This is a genomic window from Paraburkholderia phenoliruptrix (genome assembly GCF_902859825.1).
Lineage (GTDB): Bacteria > Pseudomonadota > Gammaproteobacteria > Burkholderiales > Burkholderiaceae > Paraburkholderia > Paraburkholderia phenoliruptrix.
Window position 1 is genome coordinate 1 of record NZ_CADIKB010000050.1, and the last position, 15,530, is coordinate 15,530.

At 58.8% G+C, this 15,530-nt stretch carries 30 protein-coding genes; 25 read left to right on the plus strand and 5 right to left on the minus strand.

Annotated elements, in window-relative coordinates; translation table 11 throughout:
- Positions 1–116: 116 nt before the first annotated feature.
- The 20 genes from HV711_RS29370 (at position 117) to HV711_RS29465 (ending at position 8,846) form a co-directional block, all read left to right on the plus strand.
- Positions 117–362, plus strand: a complete 246-nt coding sequence (locus tag HV711_RS29370; protein WP_175145491.1) for a hypothetical protein — start codon at positions 117–119, stop codon at positions 360–362.
- Between the two features lie 19 nt (positions 363–381).
- Complete coding sequence (locus HV711_RS29375; protein WP_035477229.1) at positions 382–621, plus strand: hypothetical protein; 240 nt, start codon at positions 382–384, stop codon at positions 619–621.
- Between the two features lie 11 nt (positions 622–632).
- The gene (locus HV711_RS29380) at positions 633–1,091 is read left to right on the plus strand and encodes a hypothetical protein (protein ID WP_035477227.1); all 459 of its coding nucleotides are present in this window, start codon (positions 633–635) and stop codon (positions 1,089–1,091) included.
- 22 nt (positions 1,092–1,113) lie between these two features.
- Positions 1,114–1,368: a hypothetical protein gene (locus tag HV711_RS29385; protein WP_035477225.1), complete on the plus strand. Its 255-nt coding sequence runs from the start codon at positions 1,114–1,116 to the stop codon at positions 1,366–1,368.
- A gap of 32 nt (positions 1,369–1,400) precedes the next feature.
- Positions 1,401–1,859 carry a hypothetical protein gene (locus HV711_RS29390; protein WP_035477223.1) on the plus strand — a complete coding sequence of 153 codons (459 nt, stop codon included), beginning with the start codon at positions 1,401–1,403 and terminating at the stop codon, positions 1,857–1,859.
- Between the two features lie 395 nt (positions 1,860–2,254).
- Positions 2,255–2,497, plus strand: a complete 243-nt coding sequence (locus HV711_RS29395; protein ID WP_035477220.1) for a hypothetical protein — start codon at positions 2,255–2,257, stop codon at positions 2,495–2,497.
- Positions 2,498–2,526: 29 nt separating this feature from the next.
- Positions 2,527–2,919 carry a hypothetical protein gene (locus HV711_RS29400; protein WP_175145494.1) on the plus strand — a complete coding sequence of 131 codons (393 nt, stop codon included), beginning with the start codon at positions 2,527–2,529 and terminating at the stop codon, positions 2,917–2,919.
- A 283-nt stretch (positions 2,920–3,202) separates the two neighbouring features.
- Positions 3,203–3,460 (plus strand): hypothetical protein, encoded by a 258-nt coding sequence (locus HV711_RS29405; RefSeq protein ID WP_035477214.1) that lies wholly within the window; start codon positions 3,203–3,205, stop codon positions 3,458–3,460.
- 61 nt (positions 3,461–3,521) lie between these two features.
- Positions 3,522–3,704 (plus strand): hypothetical protein, encoded by a 183-nt coding sequence (locus HV711_RS29410; protein WP_035477211.1) that lies wholly within the window; start codon positions 3,522–3,524, stop codon positions 3,702–3,704.
- 15 nt (positions 3,705–3,719) lie between these two features.
- Positions 3,720–3,995: a hypothetical protein gene (locus HV711_RS29415; RefSeq protein ID WP_035477208.1), complete on the plus strand. Its 276-nt coding sequence runs from the start codon at positions 3,720–3,722 to the stop codon at positions 3,993–3,995.
- Positions 3,996–4,567: 572 nt separating this feature from the next.
- The gene (locus HV711_RS29420) at positions 4,568–4,828 is read left to right on the plus strand and encodes a hypothetical protein (RefSeq protein ID WP_035477205.1); all 261 of its coding nucleotides are present in this window, start codon (positions 4,568–4,570) and stop codon (positions 4,826–4,828) included.
- Positions 4,829–4,920: 92 nt separating this feature from the next.
- Entirely contained in the window at positions 4,921–5,202 is a 282-nt protein-coding gene (locus tag HV711_RS29425) for a hypothetical protein (RefSeq protein WP_035477202.1), read from the plus strand.
- 27 nt (positions 5,203–5,229) lie between these two features.
- Positions 5,230–5,412: a hypothetical protein gene (locus HV711_RS29430; protein WP_035477200.1), complete on the plus strand. Its 183-nt coding sequence runs from the start codon at positions 5,230–5,232 to the stop codon at positions 5,410–5,412.
- The gene (locus tag HV711_RS29435) at positions 5,409–5,663 is read left to right on the plus strand and encodes a hypothetical protein (RefSeq protein ID WP_175145496.1); all 255 of its coding nucleotides are present in this window, start codon (positions 5,409–5,411) and stop codon (positions 5,661–5,663) included. Before HV711_RS29430 ends, HV711_RS29435 begins: the two co-directional genes overlap by 4 nt.
- A 26-nt stretch (positions 5,664–5,689) precedes the next feature.
- Positions 5,690–6,139, plus strand: coding sequence for a hypothetical protein (locus HV711_RS29440; protein ID WP_175145498.1), 450 nt, complete (start codon positions 5,690–5,692; stop codon positions 6,137–6,139).
- A gap of 118 nt (positions 6,140–6,257) precedes the next feature.
- On the plus strand, positions 6,258–6,521 hold the full coding sequence (locus HV711_RS29445; protein WP_035477191.1) for a hypothetical protein: 264 nt from the start codon (positions 6,258–6,260) through the stop codon (positions 6,519–6,521).
- 20 nt (positions 6,522–6,541) lie between these two features.
- A complete protein-coding gene (locus HV711_RS29450) occupies positions 6,542–6,913 on the plus strand; it encodes a hypothetical protein (RefSeq protein ID WP_035477188.1) in 372 nt (123 codons plus the stop codon).
- Between the two features lie 362 nt (positions 6,914–7,275).
- Complete coding sequence (locus HV711_RS29455; RefSeq protein ID WP_051223904.1) at positions 7,276–7,701, plus strand: hypothetical protein; 426 nt, start codon at positions 7,276–7,278, stop codon at positions 7,699–7,701.
- A 440-nt stretch (positions 7,702–8,141) separates the two neighbouring features.
- Positions 8,142–8,546, plus strand: coding sequence for a hypothetical protein (locus HV711_RS29460; protein ID WP_035477183.1), 405 nt, complete (start codon positions 8,142–8,144; stop codon positions 8,544–8,546).
- Between the two features lie 3 nt (positions 8,547–8,549).
- Positions 8,550–8,846 carry a hypothetical protein gene (locus tag HV711_RS29465; RefSeq protein WP_035477180.1) on the plus strand — a complete coding sequence of 99 codons (297 nt, stop codon included), beginning with the start codon at positions 8,550–8,552 and terminating at the stop codon, positions 8,844–8,846.
- Between the two features lie 48 nt (positions 8,847–8,894).
- Here HV711_RS29465 and HV711_RS29470 read toward each other — a convergent pair whose 3' ends face one another.
- The 4 genes from HV711_RS29470 to HV711_RS29485 form a co-directional block, all read right to left on the minus strand.
- Positions 8,895–9,188 carry a hypothetical protein gene (locus HV711_RS29470; protein WP_175145500.1) on the minus strand — a complete coding sequence of 98 codons (294 nt, stop codon included), beginning with the start codon at positions 9,186–9,188 and terminating at the stop codon, positions 8,895–8,897.
- A gap of 156 nt (positions 9,189–9,344) precedes the next feature.
- Positions 9,345–9,599, minus strand: coding sequence for a hypothetical protein (locus tag HV711_RS29475; protein WP_035477173.1), 255 nt, complete (start codon positions 9,597–9,599; stop codon positions 9,345–9,347).
- 57 nt (positions 9,600–9,656) lie between these two features.
- The gene (locus HV711_RS29480) at positions 9,657–9,944 is read right to left on the minus strand and encodes a hypothetical protein (RefSeq protein ID WP_082201368.1); all 288 of its coding nucleotides are present in this window, start codon (positions 9,942–9,944) and stop codon (positions 9,657–9,659) included.
- A 403-nt stretch (positions 9,945–10,347) separates the two neighbouring features.
- A complete protein-coding gene (locus HV711_RS29485) occupies positions 10,348–11,544 on the minus strand; it encodes an IS256 family transposase (protein ID WP_035477168.1) in 1,197 nt (398 codons plus the stop codon).
- A 249-nt stretch (positions 11,545–11,793) separates the two neighbouring features.
- Between HV711_RS29485 and HV711_RS29490 the strand changes: the two genes are divergently transcribed.
- A complete protein-coding gene (locus HV711_RS29490) occupies positions 11,794–12,066 on the plus strand; it encodes a hypothetical protein (RefSeq protein ID WP_035477165.1) in 273 nt (90 codons plus the stop codon).
- A gap of 44 nt (positions 12,067–12,110) precedes the next feature.
- Here HV711_RS29490 and HV711_RS29495 read toward each other — a convergent pair whose 3' ends face one another.
- Entirely contained in the window at positions 12,111–12,821 is a 711-nt protein-coding gene (locus HV711_RS29495; protein WP_035477163.1) for an SOS response-associated peptidase, read from the minus strand.
- 265 nt (positions 12,822–13,086) lie between these two features.
- On the opposite strand from HV711_RS29495, the gene HV711_RS29500 reads away from it, so the two are divergent.
- From HV711_RS29500 to HV711_RS29515, 4 genes are read left to right on the plus strand one after another with little or no spacing between them, the layout of a single operon-like run.
- Positions 13,087–13,455 (plus strand): hypothetical protein, encoded by a 369-nt coding sequence (locus HV711_RS29500; protein WP_175145502.1) that lies wholly within the window; start codon positions 13,087–13,089, stop codon positions 13,453–13,455.
- Between the two features lie 35 nt (positions 13,456–13,490).
- Positions 13,491–14,072 (plus strand): hypothetical protein, encoded by a 582-nt coding sequence (locus HV711_RS29505; RefSeq protein ID WP_175145504.1) that lies wholly within the window; start codon positions 13,491–13,493, stop codon positions 14,070–14,072.
- A gap of 24 nt (positions 14,073–14,096) precedes the next feature.
- The gene (locus HV711_RS29510) at positions 14,097–14,792 is read left to right on the plus strand and encodes a hypothetical protein (protein WP_175145506.1); all 696 of its coding nucleotides are present in this window, start codon (positions 14,097–14,099) and stop codon (positions 14,790–14,792) included.
- A gap of 53 nt (positions 14,793–14,845) precedes the next feature.
- Positions 14,846–15,526 carry a hypothetical protein gene (locus tag HV711_RS29515; RefSeq protein ID WP_244142770.1) on the plus strand — a complete coding sequence of 227 codons (681 nt, stop codon included), beginning with the start codon at positions 14,846–14,848 and terminating at the stop codon, positions 15,524–15,526.
- Positions 15,527–15,530 lie beyond the last annotated feature (4 nt).

Sequence of the window (15,530 nt, forward strand, 5' to 3'; positions counted from 1 at the left end):
CGCCCTGAAGCGTTCGCCCTCGAAATCCAACATTGACCATGATCGCAAGGTCGCATAATCTATGCCGCACCCGCCGTCCCAACCTTCAACTGTCTGTGGGACATTGCCAAAATATCGTGACCAAAGATCAAATCAATCTCGAATCGTTCTTCGGGCATCTGCTCGACGATTTCAAGGCTGGTGAGTTGAGCAAGGAACAGGCTATCGGCGGCCTCGTGGCTTTCTCGGTCGCTCTCAATGACGGCAAGTTCGATGAGGCTCGCCGCTGGGCCGAGCAAGGACGAAAGCTGGCCCGCGACCTCATTTCGCTGGATCAGGCAGCGCTCCTTCTGAGCCGACCGGCTGGAACCCTTCCGCACTGACACAACGGAAAATTACGCAATGAGCAATATAAACGATGATCTGTTGAAGGTCGCGCAAACCGGCCACCCTGGCGGGCGCACTTCGCTCGCACAGAGCGGTACTGTCGGGCACACCGTCACTATCGGAACTACGGGCAGCGGCAAGACGTGGTTCATGGAAAGCCTGCTGGAAAGCCGCAAGGTGAACAGCAAGGCAGCAGTCCGAGCGGCGCAGATGCCGAGCGTGCCTTACTACCGCCAATTCGATAAACGTAAGTAGGTCGGAAAATTATGTTGAGGCGATGGGGAAATGACGCTCGCTCGAACGAGTTCTGGCTTGACGATAACGGGCCTTGGCTGGTGTTGTGGCGACCGTCGATCAGAAGGGACGAAAGCGAATGGGGCGCGTTATCGCACACGTGCGGAGGTTTCTCCATCTACAAACTCAACGGATACGCGCTTGAACTCAAGCCGACACGTGGCGGTGAGCTGATGGCAGCGCTCGCCGACGAGGAGTTCTGCCGGACGTGCAAGGCAGACCGGTTGGACTACGGGGTAAAAGCGGAACACCGCCAAGCCTATCTCGACTGGCTCGCGAAGCATGGTTTGGCGGCGGGCGAGATGACCCAACTGAAGCAGGCGGTCTATCCCCTTCGCCCTGATCACGAGACGTTGGATATGTTTGGCCTCGCCGATATTGATGTACCAGCGGACGCCCAGTTGCTCGTTCTAGGCGAGAACTGTGACTGACAACGAGGAAAGGAGAAGTTAGATGGTGCTTCAGGCAATCGGGCTGGCTATGCTGCCGGCTCTCACCCTCCAGATGATGATGTTCGTCATGTCACCCGGCGCGTCAGCGAGGGCCGCGTATGCGGACAGTTGGCGCAAGACGGGCAAGGTTGCGACGCACCTGTTCGCGCTTCAGCGCGGCCAGGACCAGAGGATCGCTATCGCTGCATTCGGCACGGTCGCGTTCTATGTCGCGCTCGCGGGCGCACTCGATATCGCCACGAGGTTCGCTCACTAAACCACCGGAAAATCAAGAAAACCGGAGCAACCATGCTGAACAGAATCAGAAAAATTGGAAAATTGCGGAACGCGCACCCGGTCGCATTTGCGATTCTGGATATTCCCTTTTATGTCGGGGCGCTGATTTTCGGACTGGTCCTCGCGTTCTCGTCATTGCCTGAAGTACAGCACCTACGTTTGATATGGTTGACGCCAATCGGTGGTGCGCTCGGTTGTATGCGCTATTTGATCGCGGGTGTGTTCCTTCTGCTCAACCGAGTTCCGAATCTGCGTGGCCGCGTGCCGCCCTTCCAAGCGACACAGTGGATGGATGACCTGGCAGGCATGGCCGTTATCGCGCCCGCTGCGTTCTACTTTCGCAGCTCGGAAGCTGTGCTTCTACAGGTGGTCAGTTGGATGGCGTTTCTTTTGATCGGGCTCATTTTGGTCAATGCACTGCTCGCGGCGATGAATTGGGTTATGGCTTCGTACCACAGCAAAGCCAGATAACGGAAAATAATGCTCAAGTCTCTTTATCGAAAGCTGTTCGAATTGATCCGCAGCCCGAAGGCGGTCTGCGAGAAATACGGTCATGACAAAAACCAGCCCGTAGGTGATTTTGGTCATGGATCGCGCTGGACGTGTCGCCGATGTGGCGATGACGGCGTGGACGGTCAAAACTAACGGAAAATCATGACTTCACGTAAATCGAGATTTTGGGCGCGAGTGGGCGTGTGTAGCGAGGCCGGTCAAGGTGTCAAGGCGGCGGCGGACGGGTCGGCCGTAGCGTGCGCGAGCGGCACGTGGAAACCGCAGAACTGATCGTAAAAGTGAACGTAGCGCCGTACTTTCCATAGCGTGACGCTACACAGGGGAAAAACAATCACACGCAGAGGATGCCACCTATGGCTAAATCGCTTTTCAAGATTAACTACGCTTACAGGGGTATGGAAAATAAGTGGCGCGAGTTCTGGAGTCACGGCAAGACTGTTTCCGACGAGGACGGCCAGGAACTGAATTCTGCCTTGGTCGGCAACTCGGAATTTATCGAATGCAGCAACCTAGCCGAAGCGGAAGCGTATGCGGCTAAAACGTATCCAGGCCAATTCCGAGAAGTTTCGCGAGTCGGTCCTGTAGCGAAAGGCTAAGCTCGCGCAAGCATAGGACGGCAAATAACGTGAACAAACTTGCTTTAGCACTCGCGCTCGTGGGATGTACCTCGACAGCATTTGCAGCAAACCTAGCTTCAGAAAATTCTCCGCGCACGCGCGGCACTGGAAGCAGAATGAAGAATGTGACTTTGCTGCTCGCGCTTGCGGGCGTTATGACCACCGCAAGCGCCGGCGAGCCTTTGAAATGCACGGCGGATGCGCCATTCAAATACCGCATAGCGTTGAGCTACGTGGGCGGGCGCAATGACCCGAATGAGACCGGAAGCAGTACGCAAGTCGGCTGCTTGTCGCGCGAGATCAAGACCGAAGCCGACTGGGCATGGCTGCAAAAAAAGATCGAGACCAATCCGAAGGTCACGCGCGTGACGATCATGAGCGCTGTCCCCTTGGCCAACTGACATCGGAAAAGCACGTGAGCAAATTGCCGAAGCTGAAGGATCGCACTCGGGCTGCGTTGGCGGCCGGAGAACTGAGATACGCTGATCTGGCCTATCGCGTGGGTCCCGAAGCACAGGTTCCGAAGGCATTCCGGTATCAGGCTACCGGCGGGCCGCCTGGCTGCTACATGGCGTTGAGTCGCGACTTGCGCGAACAGCGGTGTGAGCTTGACGACTGGCATTCGGGTATCGGTCCTAGCCATTGCCATGTGCTGCCCACGTCTGGACACTTGGAGAGCGCGCGATGAAGTTTCACAAAGGCAAGTACACAAAAGAACAGCAAGCTTGGTGCGAAAACTACGAGGCACGCACGGACTTCGATCCGCTGATGGACGACTTCGAAGCAGGCAATGAGACATTCTATGAAGCCGCTCAGAAGTCCATTCGTTGGTTCGAGGATCATTCTAGCGACGCTTTGAACAGCATTTCGCACAACGTCCCAGGGTGGGAGGCTGCTTTGGACGCTGAAATGGATGCTCGCGATGCTGCTCGGCATAACTGAGCGGAAAAGCCGGCGCGATTTTGTGCCCCGAAGGTGGCCGGTAGCCACTCAAAAGACTGCAATGGAAAAGTTCTTTGGGTACGCGTCCGCAACAGTGGTTGTGCTGGCGTGTTTCCTGTTCATTGGGGCATACGCGATCAACCCGCATGATGCGTTTGCGCGGCAGGCTGGTCCTGGTGCACTTGCCTTGAGTCTCGCGGCTTCAGGCTTCGGAATTGTGTTGAACCGCTCGCGCGGCAAGTGATCGGAAATTGGCCCCATGAAGCAAATTCTCAAGACGGCGATTCGAGCGTTCATCGGATTCGTTGTTTCTGGTGCATTTTTGTATGCAACGTGGCCTGTCTACGGGGCAATCGTCACTCGGCCGTTCGGCACGAAGCCGTATGGGCTAACCGAGCTGTTTGTGTCTGTGATTATGGCGGTCTTCGTTGCCTTTTTCGGGATTCTCGCATGGCAGTTGGGATTCAGCTTCGGGGGCGCGAACCTGAAACGGGCTAGATGTGCGGTGCGTCGCGAGCAAAAAGGCGCGAACTAACATCGGAAAATCGGAAAAGCACCACGCAGAGTAATGCGTCTCTCGAGTTGACTGATTTTGTTGAAAAGAACCAGCGGGAGTGTGCGGCGTCAACCGCGCGAATTGACCGCGTTTCCGCACGCACTAGGGGACGGATCGCATACGGCTGACGCAAGTTGTTTCCGTGGTCCATGTTGACGCTACTTGTTATCGGCATGGTTGAGTACAAGCGTCGGACCAACCGCTATGAGCGATTCACGCGGCTGGCCCTTGCCGCGCAGCGGCGGATTGGGTCCGCTGAAAACGAATAGGAAAAAGACACGATGAAATGGATTGGGATTCCCGTCGCGGTAGCGATGTTGGTGATCGGTTGGCACGGGCTCACACGCAAGCCAGTCACTAACTGTTTCGACTCGCCACGTGCGAACATCGAAGCATCTAGCAACAAGCGGGCTCTCGTGTGCCAAGGCGACGGTACGTGGAAGAAGTCGAACTGACAACGGAAAATTCGCCTCAAAGCGCGGTACAGGAAAACACAAGGTGCGCGAGCACCCCGACTGCTGGCCGGTAGACAGCACGAACAAGGTGGAAATATGTTGAAGATCATGATCGCACTCGCAGCAGTCGGCATTTGCGGCGGGGCAGTCGCAGCAGAAGAGTTTGTTCCCGGAAACGGGACGTTGCTGTCCGTTAGCACGTTCACGGCGGGTAAGGCCAGTGTTCAGTTGCAAACTTGGCGAAGCCAGGCCGGTCACGTTTGCCGCGAATATGTAAAGGACGTTTCCTACGCGCCTGACGGAGATGTAACCAAAATCAATCTGTCTGCCGTCTGCGATAACGATAAGCCGCTTTGAGGCGAATAGCCGGTTGATCGTTGCCCGTGCGTGCGGGCAACCGTCAACCGACTGAGACACTGCGCCCGCCACGGCGGGCATCGGAAAATATCGTGAACATTCTGGACAACGAGCCCGCGATGACGATCCTGCGCGAAGCTGCGGACAAGCTCGGGGCAATCGGCATCGCGTGGGATATGCAAGCCGGTCTCTCGCCGCACGGCGCTTCAATCGCGTTGATCGCTTCGGAGACGGAAGAAGGTGTTTCGGCAGGGTACGTCGCCAGCTTCTTCGGCAATGAGTTGGCTAACGGTGCCCCTAAGCGCTTCGCGCAAGAGGTCGCAGACCATCTTGCAAATCGCGCGGTAGAGAAAGCAAAGCGCCTAGGCAAGTGACCACGGAAAATTCCTTTGGAGCAGTCGATGGAAGAGAAGAAAGAGCCGTTCAAATTCAGCCCTCACTCGGGCAACGTGGGCCACACCATTACGTTCGGCCCAATCGGCGGCGGCAAGACGGTTCCTGAAGAACTGGTGAAGCTGTGGGCAGCGGGCTATCCGGGCGGCAGTAGCTCGGTCGCCCAAGCTGGCGATGATGACGGTGAGTGACCACGCAAAGCATGGATCGACGCATCTACATTATCGACGGCCTTGGAGCTATCCAAACAGACCTTCTAGAGCGCGGCGACATGACCGTGCGAATCACATATTCCGACGCGTTGCGGGATATCGTGAAGCCGATAGTTAAAGTCGGCGAGCGTTCGTGGTTCAACGGCAAATTTAAGAATTGGGTTGTGTTCGAACGGTATCGCGACGCGGTGCTGGACGAACTAGACGGCGTCGCACGACGCCACGCTTAGGAAAATCGGGGAATCAACATATGGGCATGTACGACGATCTGCGGTTCGACTATCGGATGCCGGACGGATACGACGGAGAGGAGTACCAGACGAAGGCTCTCAACTGCACGCTCGATGTGTACATGGTTTCGTGCGATGGGAGATTGCTTCGCTCGGAGTGCGCCGGCCACCGTGACGACGATGGCAACACGCAGCGCCTGATCGGAGATTTGTGCTTTGACGGTACGTTGAACGTCTACCATCGTGACACGTTTGGCGGCACCGGCTGGCACGAATACGACCTGATTTTCCAGCAAGGCAACCTGGTCGAAATTCGATGCCATCAAACACGCTCGCGGCTGGCTTTCGCGCCTGTGATCGCGTCATTTCGGCCGAAGCAAACAACGGAAAATGCGATTATGAACAACGAGACCAAAGCGCGCTTGCGCCCGATCTTGGCGAACGGTAGGCGCGGCAAGCCCGAATACTCACCGTGATGACGATTTCACTGCACGGTGCTTTCAGAAGTGGCCGAAGGAGTACGCCGAGCTTCGCGCGGAAGTCGTGGGCGAAGTGATCCGCGCACTAAATCCGTTTAACTGATCCGAAATTGTGATGAAAGACCTGCCATCCAAAATCTTTCTCAAGGCCGCGATCGTAACGATGGCCGCAGCAGCGGTGGTAGCCTATCATCCTTGGCGAACCGAACGCGAGTCCGCGTTGGAATACGCGTTTCACCTCGGCCAGCAAGCCGTGAGAGGCGATGCCAATGAAGCCTATTCCAAGTTTGATCGGCGCTTTCATGGCGATCAGGAAGCGCGAGGCTCATTCACGAAGGGCACGATGAGCGCACAGAACGCTCAACGGTCGGCAAGCTAGCACGACGGGAAGTTACCACAATGAAGAAACTGATTTTGATGCTCGCGCTTGCGAGCGTGGCAAGCGTAGCGATGGCCGGTAAGCCCGTGGTTATCAAGGACACGCGCGCCGGGACGTCGATAAGCGGCGGTCCTGCCTCGGGCGTGCTGCTGACGCGCGAAGGTAACGCGTGTTCTCTGACCGAGTACAAGCATTCGCCCGACAAGCCCAATCAGGTTGCGTTGCCTGTTATCGTGCATCGCATGTTTCCGTGTGACGCTCGCGGCAACCCTCTTTCCGGTAACGTGAACGAAGTGAGGATTGGCGACGGAGCCACCGCATTATCTCGCGGCGGCAACATCCAGCAATCGACAAAAGGGACTGGCAACACCAATTCGGTAGTCATCGAATAGGCAGCCAAATACCGCGGAAAATCGGGGATACACATGAATTTCAGGAAGGAAGTCCAACGCATCGCGCGGTCGCCGCGTGATCTTGAAGACCTCGTTTGCGATGAGGAAGCGGATGTCATCGAGATCCGTTTCGCGTGCTCAGAAGCGCTGTTCTCAGCGTTCCTGCCGCTAGGCCTCAAATTTGGCGTAGGGTTTATTCTTCCGTCGGAGTTCAAAGATCAGACGGTGCCGGACAGAGGAAGCCCGCTTTACAGGCGTGCAATCGCAAACTTGGACGCCGACCGAAATAAGCCGTGGGCCGATTGCCTCACGTTAGCTCGATCGCAAAGTTCCTCAGATTAACGGCTCGGAAAAATAGCGCTATGCAAGAAGAAGCAGGGGAACCGCTTTACGTTCGAAAGTTCGCCGCATTCGACAATACGTTAGTGGTCTACGACGATGACCGGCAACCGATCCGCTATCTTGTTGATCCGCTTGCCGAACACTACATCGAGCCTCCAGGGGAAAGCGTGCCTGACGGCATGCTTCCCCCTGAGGAATTCGCGGTGCGGAAAGCAGTTCTGGAAATGAAGGTGTCCACCGAAAGGTACATCGCCTTCGGCGTTTGGAAGCGACTCTTTCAGCGCGACGAATACGTCGCCGCAGAGCAACTTGCGTTGATAAAGCAAAAGGCTCTGGCAGAGCTAGTCAACTCAGGCCCGCTATACAGGGCTGCACTGCGACGCATTGTGAACGCGATGCCGGAAGGAAACGGGGGCCGAGAAGCTCTCCGCGCCTACACTGAATAGACCGCGGAAAATTCGAGACGAAGACATGAAAAGGCAAATCTTCGACGGCTTATTCGGGCTGTGCTTGATTGGGTCGTTCCTTCTATGCGTAACGCATTCCTTTCAACCTAACGTGGTCGTGTCAAGCGCGCCCCAGTGGTGCGCCCTTGCTGCCGCTTTTGTCTTTGGCCTGGTCAGTACGTATTTCGAGAACGAAAGCTAGGAAAGTCGGGGGTAACTGTGGGTCATACTTTTCACAGTCGGACATTTCTTGTCCGCGGGTCGGGGCGGTGAGCAGACCTTGCGGTAATTACTGCTTGGGTCAGTGCGCCGGTTGCCTTCCGAAAGTTGCGCAAATCGTTGCCTCGCGGTTGGCGGTAGACCGTGGGGATCATCGCTAATAGCTGCGCGCGCTGATCGGGCACAATAGGCGTTCCAATGCGTCCGAGGAGCATCCGTCCATGCCAGCCAGAATCCCACTCGATCCGAAGCTCCCGCAAGGATTTCATGACACGCCCAACGAAAACCGGAGCAAGGCAGACCTCGATGCGTGGTGGGACAAGCCATACGGTGTGATGCTGCCCGATGGCAGGATCGACGTTCGGTGCCTGAATGGTGGCGCGTGGGACCGCCCGACGCACCTAGGCGTCGCGAATGACTATGACACCGCTTGTTTGCTGGCGGAGCGGGAGCAGGCCAGATGGTGCGAATACCGCACGCGGCCGTCGTTGACGACGGACAGGGCGGGCAGCGTTTCTGTCGTTCGGACGGCGCAGCGACCCGACGAACAGGCTGAGGTGCTTGGGAAATTCGGTTCAGCCGACGAAGCGAGCGCCTGGATGCGTGAGCACTTTCCGAAGGAGTGAGCTATGCCGCACTATCGATACGAGGTCACGCCGCGCGCGGAAGCCCCCGGCGGCGGCTATAGCCTGCGGCTCTTTGATGGCGATGAGGAACTGGGCGGCGGCGTGTTCCCGGCCGACCGTCACGCCGAGCCGTACAAGGGCGTAACGTGGTTCAACACCCTGCCCGAAGGTGAGCGCGCCCGCTGGCTAAAGGAGGCGAACAGCTCGCGGCCGGTCGATGCGTGGGGCGCATACCTCCAGATGCTCGCGCTTGATGAGGCAAAAAGCGAAGGGGAGTTGTGGGTCTCGACGCGCAAATGAAAACGCGGACCACGAGGCCCGCGCGTGCCGGGGGCGAGCAGCCTTCGGCTACTTCACCTCTGCCGCGTTGAGCGCGTCGAGCTGCGATTTCACCCAGGTCCCAAAGTCTGCAACTTCGTCGCGCAATTGAACGAAGGCGGCAGTTTCGTTAATCGGCTTCATGCCGAGAAACACCGATCGGAGCGCGGCGGCCATGCCCTCTGCTTTTTCGAGCACCGCGCGACGATTGATGATGTCGACCGGAACCGGGGTGCAACCTTCCAGCGTGTCGCGGGGAATCTGCATGAGGACACGGACTGCGTCGGCGCTGAGTTGAACATCTAGCGTGATGGATGGTGGCATTTTTATAACCTCGAAGAGGAATTGATTGGCTCGCCAGTATAGAGAAAACGCGGCATGCGCGCGCCAGCGAGAGTGTGGCGCAACGTTACTGCGGCGACCGTCGGTGCAACGCCTGCCCGGCGAAGGCCTGTCCAAGACCGCGTCAAGACCGCGTGTCTAACTGCCGCGCGCCGCCTCGCGTGCAATATGCAGCAGGCCTTGCGCGATGACGACGTTTGCGTCGTGCGAAACATTCGTGGCGCCGTTTTTCAGGACCATGAGCGGCATTTGCGTGGCGATTTTCTCCCATTCGGAAAGGAGGAGTGCGGGGTTCGGGTGTGTCTTGAACAGCACACCCAACGCCGCGGTGAAAACCGTCGCCGGGTCGGCGCCGTCGGCCTGAGGCAGGTCGGTTTCAGGTAGGTCCGTCACGATCCCCTCCGATACTCAGGCACCGCCGCCGATACCCAACGATCGGTGGCGGTGCGGTTAACGTGGTCCTTCGAGCGACAGTCGCGGTGTGCCAGGCGTCCAGCGAGGCAACTCTGTAAAGCCAAGTCCCAACAGGAATTCGCGGACCTCCGCCTCGTCCTTGAACGGCATAAAGTGCTGGGTGCCGGCACTCCATCCGGGCTGGAGTGTTTCAACGACCGGATATCGCCCGTCCATCGACATGCGCCCCATGCGAAACAGAGCGCCGGGCGCTGCGCGTCTCCCGACCTCATCGTTCATGGCGATCAACCAGCCATCCACCACTTCCCGAACTACTACCGTCATCCTTGCCTCGTCGAAGAAAGTCCGCCCCAGCGCACCCAGGCGCAGTCGACCCGCCACTGCGCATTCTGCGCCTCGCGTGCCGACCCGGCTCGCCTTTGTAGGCCTGTCTAGGCAGGCGGGCGTCGGCGGATCAGGTAAGCCCGGCTCGCGCTCAAAGATGTCCCATATTCCGACCGTAGATCCCCGGGAGCTCGGCGCTGCAGCGGCGGTAAGTATTTGTACCCGCTCCCTATTTTATGCCCCAACCGATGTATTTTTATACAGCGTAGCGCAGCGGCGAAGCTAGTTGTGTGCGTCAAGGTGTGCAGAAACCGGATGTCGGTGGTTTCAGTTGATCCTTCTTTGCGGCGTGCGGTGCGAAGGGCGTAGCCCGCAGCGCCGCACGCCGCACGCCGCACGCCCGCTATGCAGCAGCGCGCAAGAACTCCTTCTTCTGCTCGGCCAGCAGGGCCATGTTCAGATAGCGGCTGTCCTCCAGCCACGTTTCATGCGTTTCACTGCAAAGCGCCCTGACTAAGCGCAGACACGCGGCCTCGTTGGGGAAGATCCTCACGATGCGCGTGCGCCGCTTGATCTCTTCATTCAATCGCTCGAGCATGTTGGTCGACTTCAAATGCTTGTGATGCGCGCGCGGCAGCCGGTAGAACGTCAGCGTCTCGGCAATGTTGCCTTCAACCCAATCCACGAGCTTCGGATATTTGCCCTGCCATTTGGTAATCCACGCCGCGAGGTCTCGTTGCGCCTCCTGCAGATCGCGTCGGTCGTACATCCAGCGCAACTCCTGCAAGCAGTCGTCATCGGCCTTGCGTGGCAGATAGTCCAGTGCATTACGCAGAAAGTGCACGTAGCAGCGCTGCCAGGCGGCCTCAGGAAGCACCTCGCCGATGGCCTTCTTCAGGCCCGCATGATCGTCCGAGGCGACGAACTCCACGCCTGAGAGCCCGCGCTTTTTCAGCCCCAGCAAGAACTCCTTCCAGCTCGAATGGCTCTCGCGGTTAGCCAGCTCCACGGCCAGCACTTGCCGGTGACCTTCCCAGTTGATGCCGATGGCAATCAGCACCGCTTGCGAGCGAATCACGCCTGATTCACGCACCTTCTCATAGCGAGCATCGACAATCAGATACGGATACGCTTCCTCGAGCGGCCGATGCGCGAACTTCGCCAGCGTTGCGTCGAGCCCTTTATTGATGGCCGAGATCGCCGAGGCCGAGAAGCTGTGACCGCATAGCTCTTCGGTAATCGCCTTGACCTTGCGGGTAGAGACGCCCTGCACGTACATCTCGGCGAGCGCAGCCACCAGCGCTTTCTCGCTGCGCGCATAGCGCTCGAACAAGGCGGTCGAGAATTCGCCGTGACGGTCGCGTGGCACGCGAAGCTCCAGCTTGCCGATGCGCGTCACCAGCCCGCGGCCGTAATAACCGGCTCGATAGCCACTGCGTGTCTCGGTCCGCTCGTTAGGCGATGCCCCCAGCAGTTCGGTCATCTCCGCTTCGAGCACTTCCTGAAGCGCATCCTTCATGAGCGCCTTCATCAGGTCCCGGTCGCCGGCAACCAGCGCTTCCACTGGCGGCCGGTTCGTACTACGCTTGGTCGTGGCCATGGCGTAAGCCCTCCCGAGGGCAGGTTGAGGAACTCGACATTCATCAACTTACACCACGGCCACCCTTCCTCAGCATCTTCCCGCCAGCAGCTTTTTGCACACTTCTCGGTACATTACCGCGAAGCTTTCCGTGCGGCGGCGCGGCGGCGCGTGCGGATCAGTCTGCGAGACCTTGAAATACCGCGATGTTCCTGTACGGTTCAACCACGCCATTCCTGACACGAACCAAATCATGCAAGAGCGCGACGGATGAAGTCAGTCATTCACCATTTTTCCAGACCATCCGCACCCGACGCGGAATACGAAGTCGAGGACCTGAAAATCGAGGTCGATCTCCCTTTCGTTCCAGTGGTCGGCATGTCACTGAAGGTGACGCCTGCCGGGCGCTTTCTCGTTGTGGATCAGGTCATGTGGGCAATCAACGAGCCGGCTCTGTTGCAGGTCTTCACCGAGGAACCGGAGGACGATGCCGATGTGCTGCCGTACGCAGAAATGATCGCGCAGGGCTGGCAGCGTGCATGATCGCCAGGGATATCCTGACCCAGGCTACCACCGTTTGGCTTCCGTCATTTTGTCGTCGGCGTGTCCGCGTCAATCGGATCGTTGAAAGCCGGGCTGTTGTTGCCCGTGCGGTTCATCTCGGGTGTCACCTTATGCCAGTGGAAATCGTCTGAGGTCTTGCCAGCGTTGTTGGCGAGATGCAGCGCTTCCTCGAGCGTGGTCGCCGGATCTAACCAGACCCTGGCTTCTTCCAGTGTCAGCACAAGGGGCCGGCGATCGTGCACGTCGAGCATGCCGCTTTCCGCCGGCGCCGTCACGAGGACGAAGCCAAAGACAACGCCGGGCGCCGGGTCATGCACGGGAGCGTCGGGACGCGCACTGCTCAGCCCGGCAAAGTAGACGGGAGGCCCTGAATTGGCCTGGATAAAGTAGGGCTGCTTCCTGCCGTCCATAGGCAACCATTCGTACCACCCGTCAGCGGGGACAAGGATGCGGCCCGATCTGAACATCGCCTTCCAGGTGCTCGACGCTGCCTTGTCGAGCCGCGCGTTGATCATCATCGGCACTTTGCGCGCGACGGCCCACGCGGGGCGGAACCCCCACATTTCCAGACGCGGGCCGTCCGGTCCGATAACCGGTTGTCGGGTGCCCGGTGAGACGTTCCAGTTCGGAGCGAAAATCTCGGGGTGCCCCGTGAATCGCGGATCGTTCGCGTCTGTCATGAGGGGTTCGACGTAGAACAGATCCTTCTGCCCACGGGAATATCGACCGCACATGGCGCGCTCCTTTCAGCCTGAAGCCGACAGCCTACCGCTTTTTCTGACCAGCAGCGACATAGGGCTTTGCCCGTGGCTCATCCGCAGCGCCCTGTCCGCTGTTAGCTGATACGCATACGGTCTTGGCGTGTGGAACGTCTATGAAGGGACATTGAGCGTGCAATGGGGTGAAACATGCCCTGATGGGCGCTCATTCGCGATTGTTGTCCGGTCGCGCGATCCATACCCTGCATCCTTGTGCTTAACGCGAGAAACGGGGATGAACATGGAAGTTGCGAGCGCTGTCCTGATCGAGGCGGGCCCGATGAACAATCCGGTGCCCAGTGCCGAAGCGATACGTTTCGTCGAGGACATCCGGAAGGTGATCGAAGCCAGCTTGCCCGTAGCGCCTCGAAAAGTCTCCCTGATGCCGTATCGGTATAGAGGCGCCGAATTGCTTGGATTCGATTGGTCGGATGGCGCGGACAACACCTTCTCCGTGACCTTCCATATCGCAGAGGCGCCTTCGCTCCCTGGTGCGGAACAAATCGGCGGGGCAAGCGCGGACGTGGGCGTGGCCGACATCACGGATGCGCTTCATCTCGCGCGGATGATCGCACAGGCGATCAGTGGAAGCACCGGCGTCGACCTGTAAGTGCAGACATGTCCGCCGCGCACTCCTCAGGGGACATGCCCCGCTCCCCGCTAAATCCAGAACGGAAAGAGAACGAAAGTCTGTTCTCGCTGGCGCTGAACGCGCGGTGCGAGTACGCGCTGATGCGGCTGCGCGTCGTTGCTGACGAGATCGGCAGCGTCGCGTTCGACCGGCACCGCGCTGCGGCCTACGAGTTCGCCGCACGCGCGGGCTACCTGTACGCCGCCGAGCCGATCCCGAACCTGCTACGCGATAGCGACGAGCTCGAGGACGCATGGAACGATGGTGTCAGGCACCGCGAGTCGGAGCGCCGCGCCGCCGGGGAGCAGATCCACCGGCCCGATATCGAGAAACTGATCGCGGAGAAGGACTGGTATGCGCTTGGTCTGCCATTTCCGGAACAGATTCTCTGGAACCTGAAGCGGGGTGATCGCGTTCGCATCCGCTGGCACTTCCTGCTGCCGGATATTGATAGCGTGACCTACGACAACCAGTACGGGCAGTCGGCCTATTTCGGATCGCTTGCCGAACTGTCGACGGGTGAACTCGACGCGCTTCTCGCCGATATCGCGCGAGGTCAGTCGTGGCGGCGCGTCCAGTACGGCAGCGGGGATTGACGAAAGCTGGAGTCTTGAACGGCAGTGACGTTCCGGTACGGTGAAGTTTTGGCGTGCCTGGTCGAAGGGCAGAGGACAGCGGGAGGTGTCGAGATGAGCGAAGGATTCACAATGCGGGTGGGCGGGGACGATGGTTTCGGCGATGAAGGGTTCACGATCAAGACGATCTGCGGATGTCGCGTCGTCTATGGATCTGTCCCGCTGTCCTCATTCCAGATGCTGTCTCACGGATTTAGCAAGAAGGCACTGATGGCGATGGATATCGCGGATCTGATCGGCGCGACGTACGTAATCGGCGAGCCGGCTGCGCTCGACGAACTGCGCCAGCTCGATCTTCCGGTTTCCGCAAAGCGCCATGCTGACTATCTTGCTGCGGCCAACCTCGGCCTCAATGCTGTAGCCATGTGGCTGCGCAAGGGCGAGCGCGGCCTGTCGTCGAACGCGATGTGCAAGGCCCTCTTTGGCGTCCCGGCGAGCGCCGGAACGGAACATCCGCACGATCCAAGCGATTTGCGGCGCTGCATCCTGTTCCTCGATGCGAGCGGTGCGCACGACCAGGTGCAGAAGATGGCCGGGGTCTCCCCCGAATGGTCGCGACTCGTTTCCGGGTGGGCCGATCTGACCGCATGCTTCGCGAAGGAAATGGCAACCGGCAAGAAGGCGCCGAAGACCCACGCGCTGATGCAGGAACTGCTCGCGGCTCCAGTCGAACAGGTTTGACGGGACCGCTCTAAGGCCGCACGAACGGGGCGCTGACGCCGCAAATCGTGGCCATGCTGGCTGAACACGGGAAAATGGAAATGACGTACTGCCTTTGGATTTCGATCGCCGCCAACGCGCTGCTATGCCTTGCACTGGTGGCTACTGTTCGAATGTACCGGTCGGACAAGCAGTCTGCGGCCAACTGCCTGCTTAGAGAACGCGATGCAGCGGAACGCGTCGCCGGCGAGTTGAAGCAGGTGGGTTCCGACTACAGGATGCTCGCCGGGGCAGTTGCAACGAGTCTTGAGGCCATCCGCGCCGACATCGACCGGAACTATCACCACACGCACGATGGTCACGTGCTCAACACGATAGCCTCCAGACTCCGAAGGGAGGTGGCGGGTCGCACTGGCGCATACCAGGTTCCCCTGTATGACTATGAAGTCCGCCAGGTCGAATCTCTCGGTGGCGAGGTTTCCGGTCGCGGTGCAATGACTCTGGGGCAGATGCTCGAGTTCGCCTGGAATCTGCACACGCTATCTCGTGAGCGGGCTGACCAACTGACAACGGTTGTGCAGCAACCCTGTGGCAACAACGGGCAGGCCGCCTGGTTGGGAAAGATGCTCGCGATCTACGAGCTCATGTGTGATCGGGACAAGGCTCTGGCCGTGGAGCGACTGTCTGCGGTTATCGAGGCATGGCGGTACGAACCCGCGGAGTTTGCGGCGCGGTATGTCGAAGATATCCGCTGACATG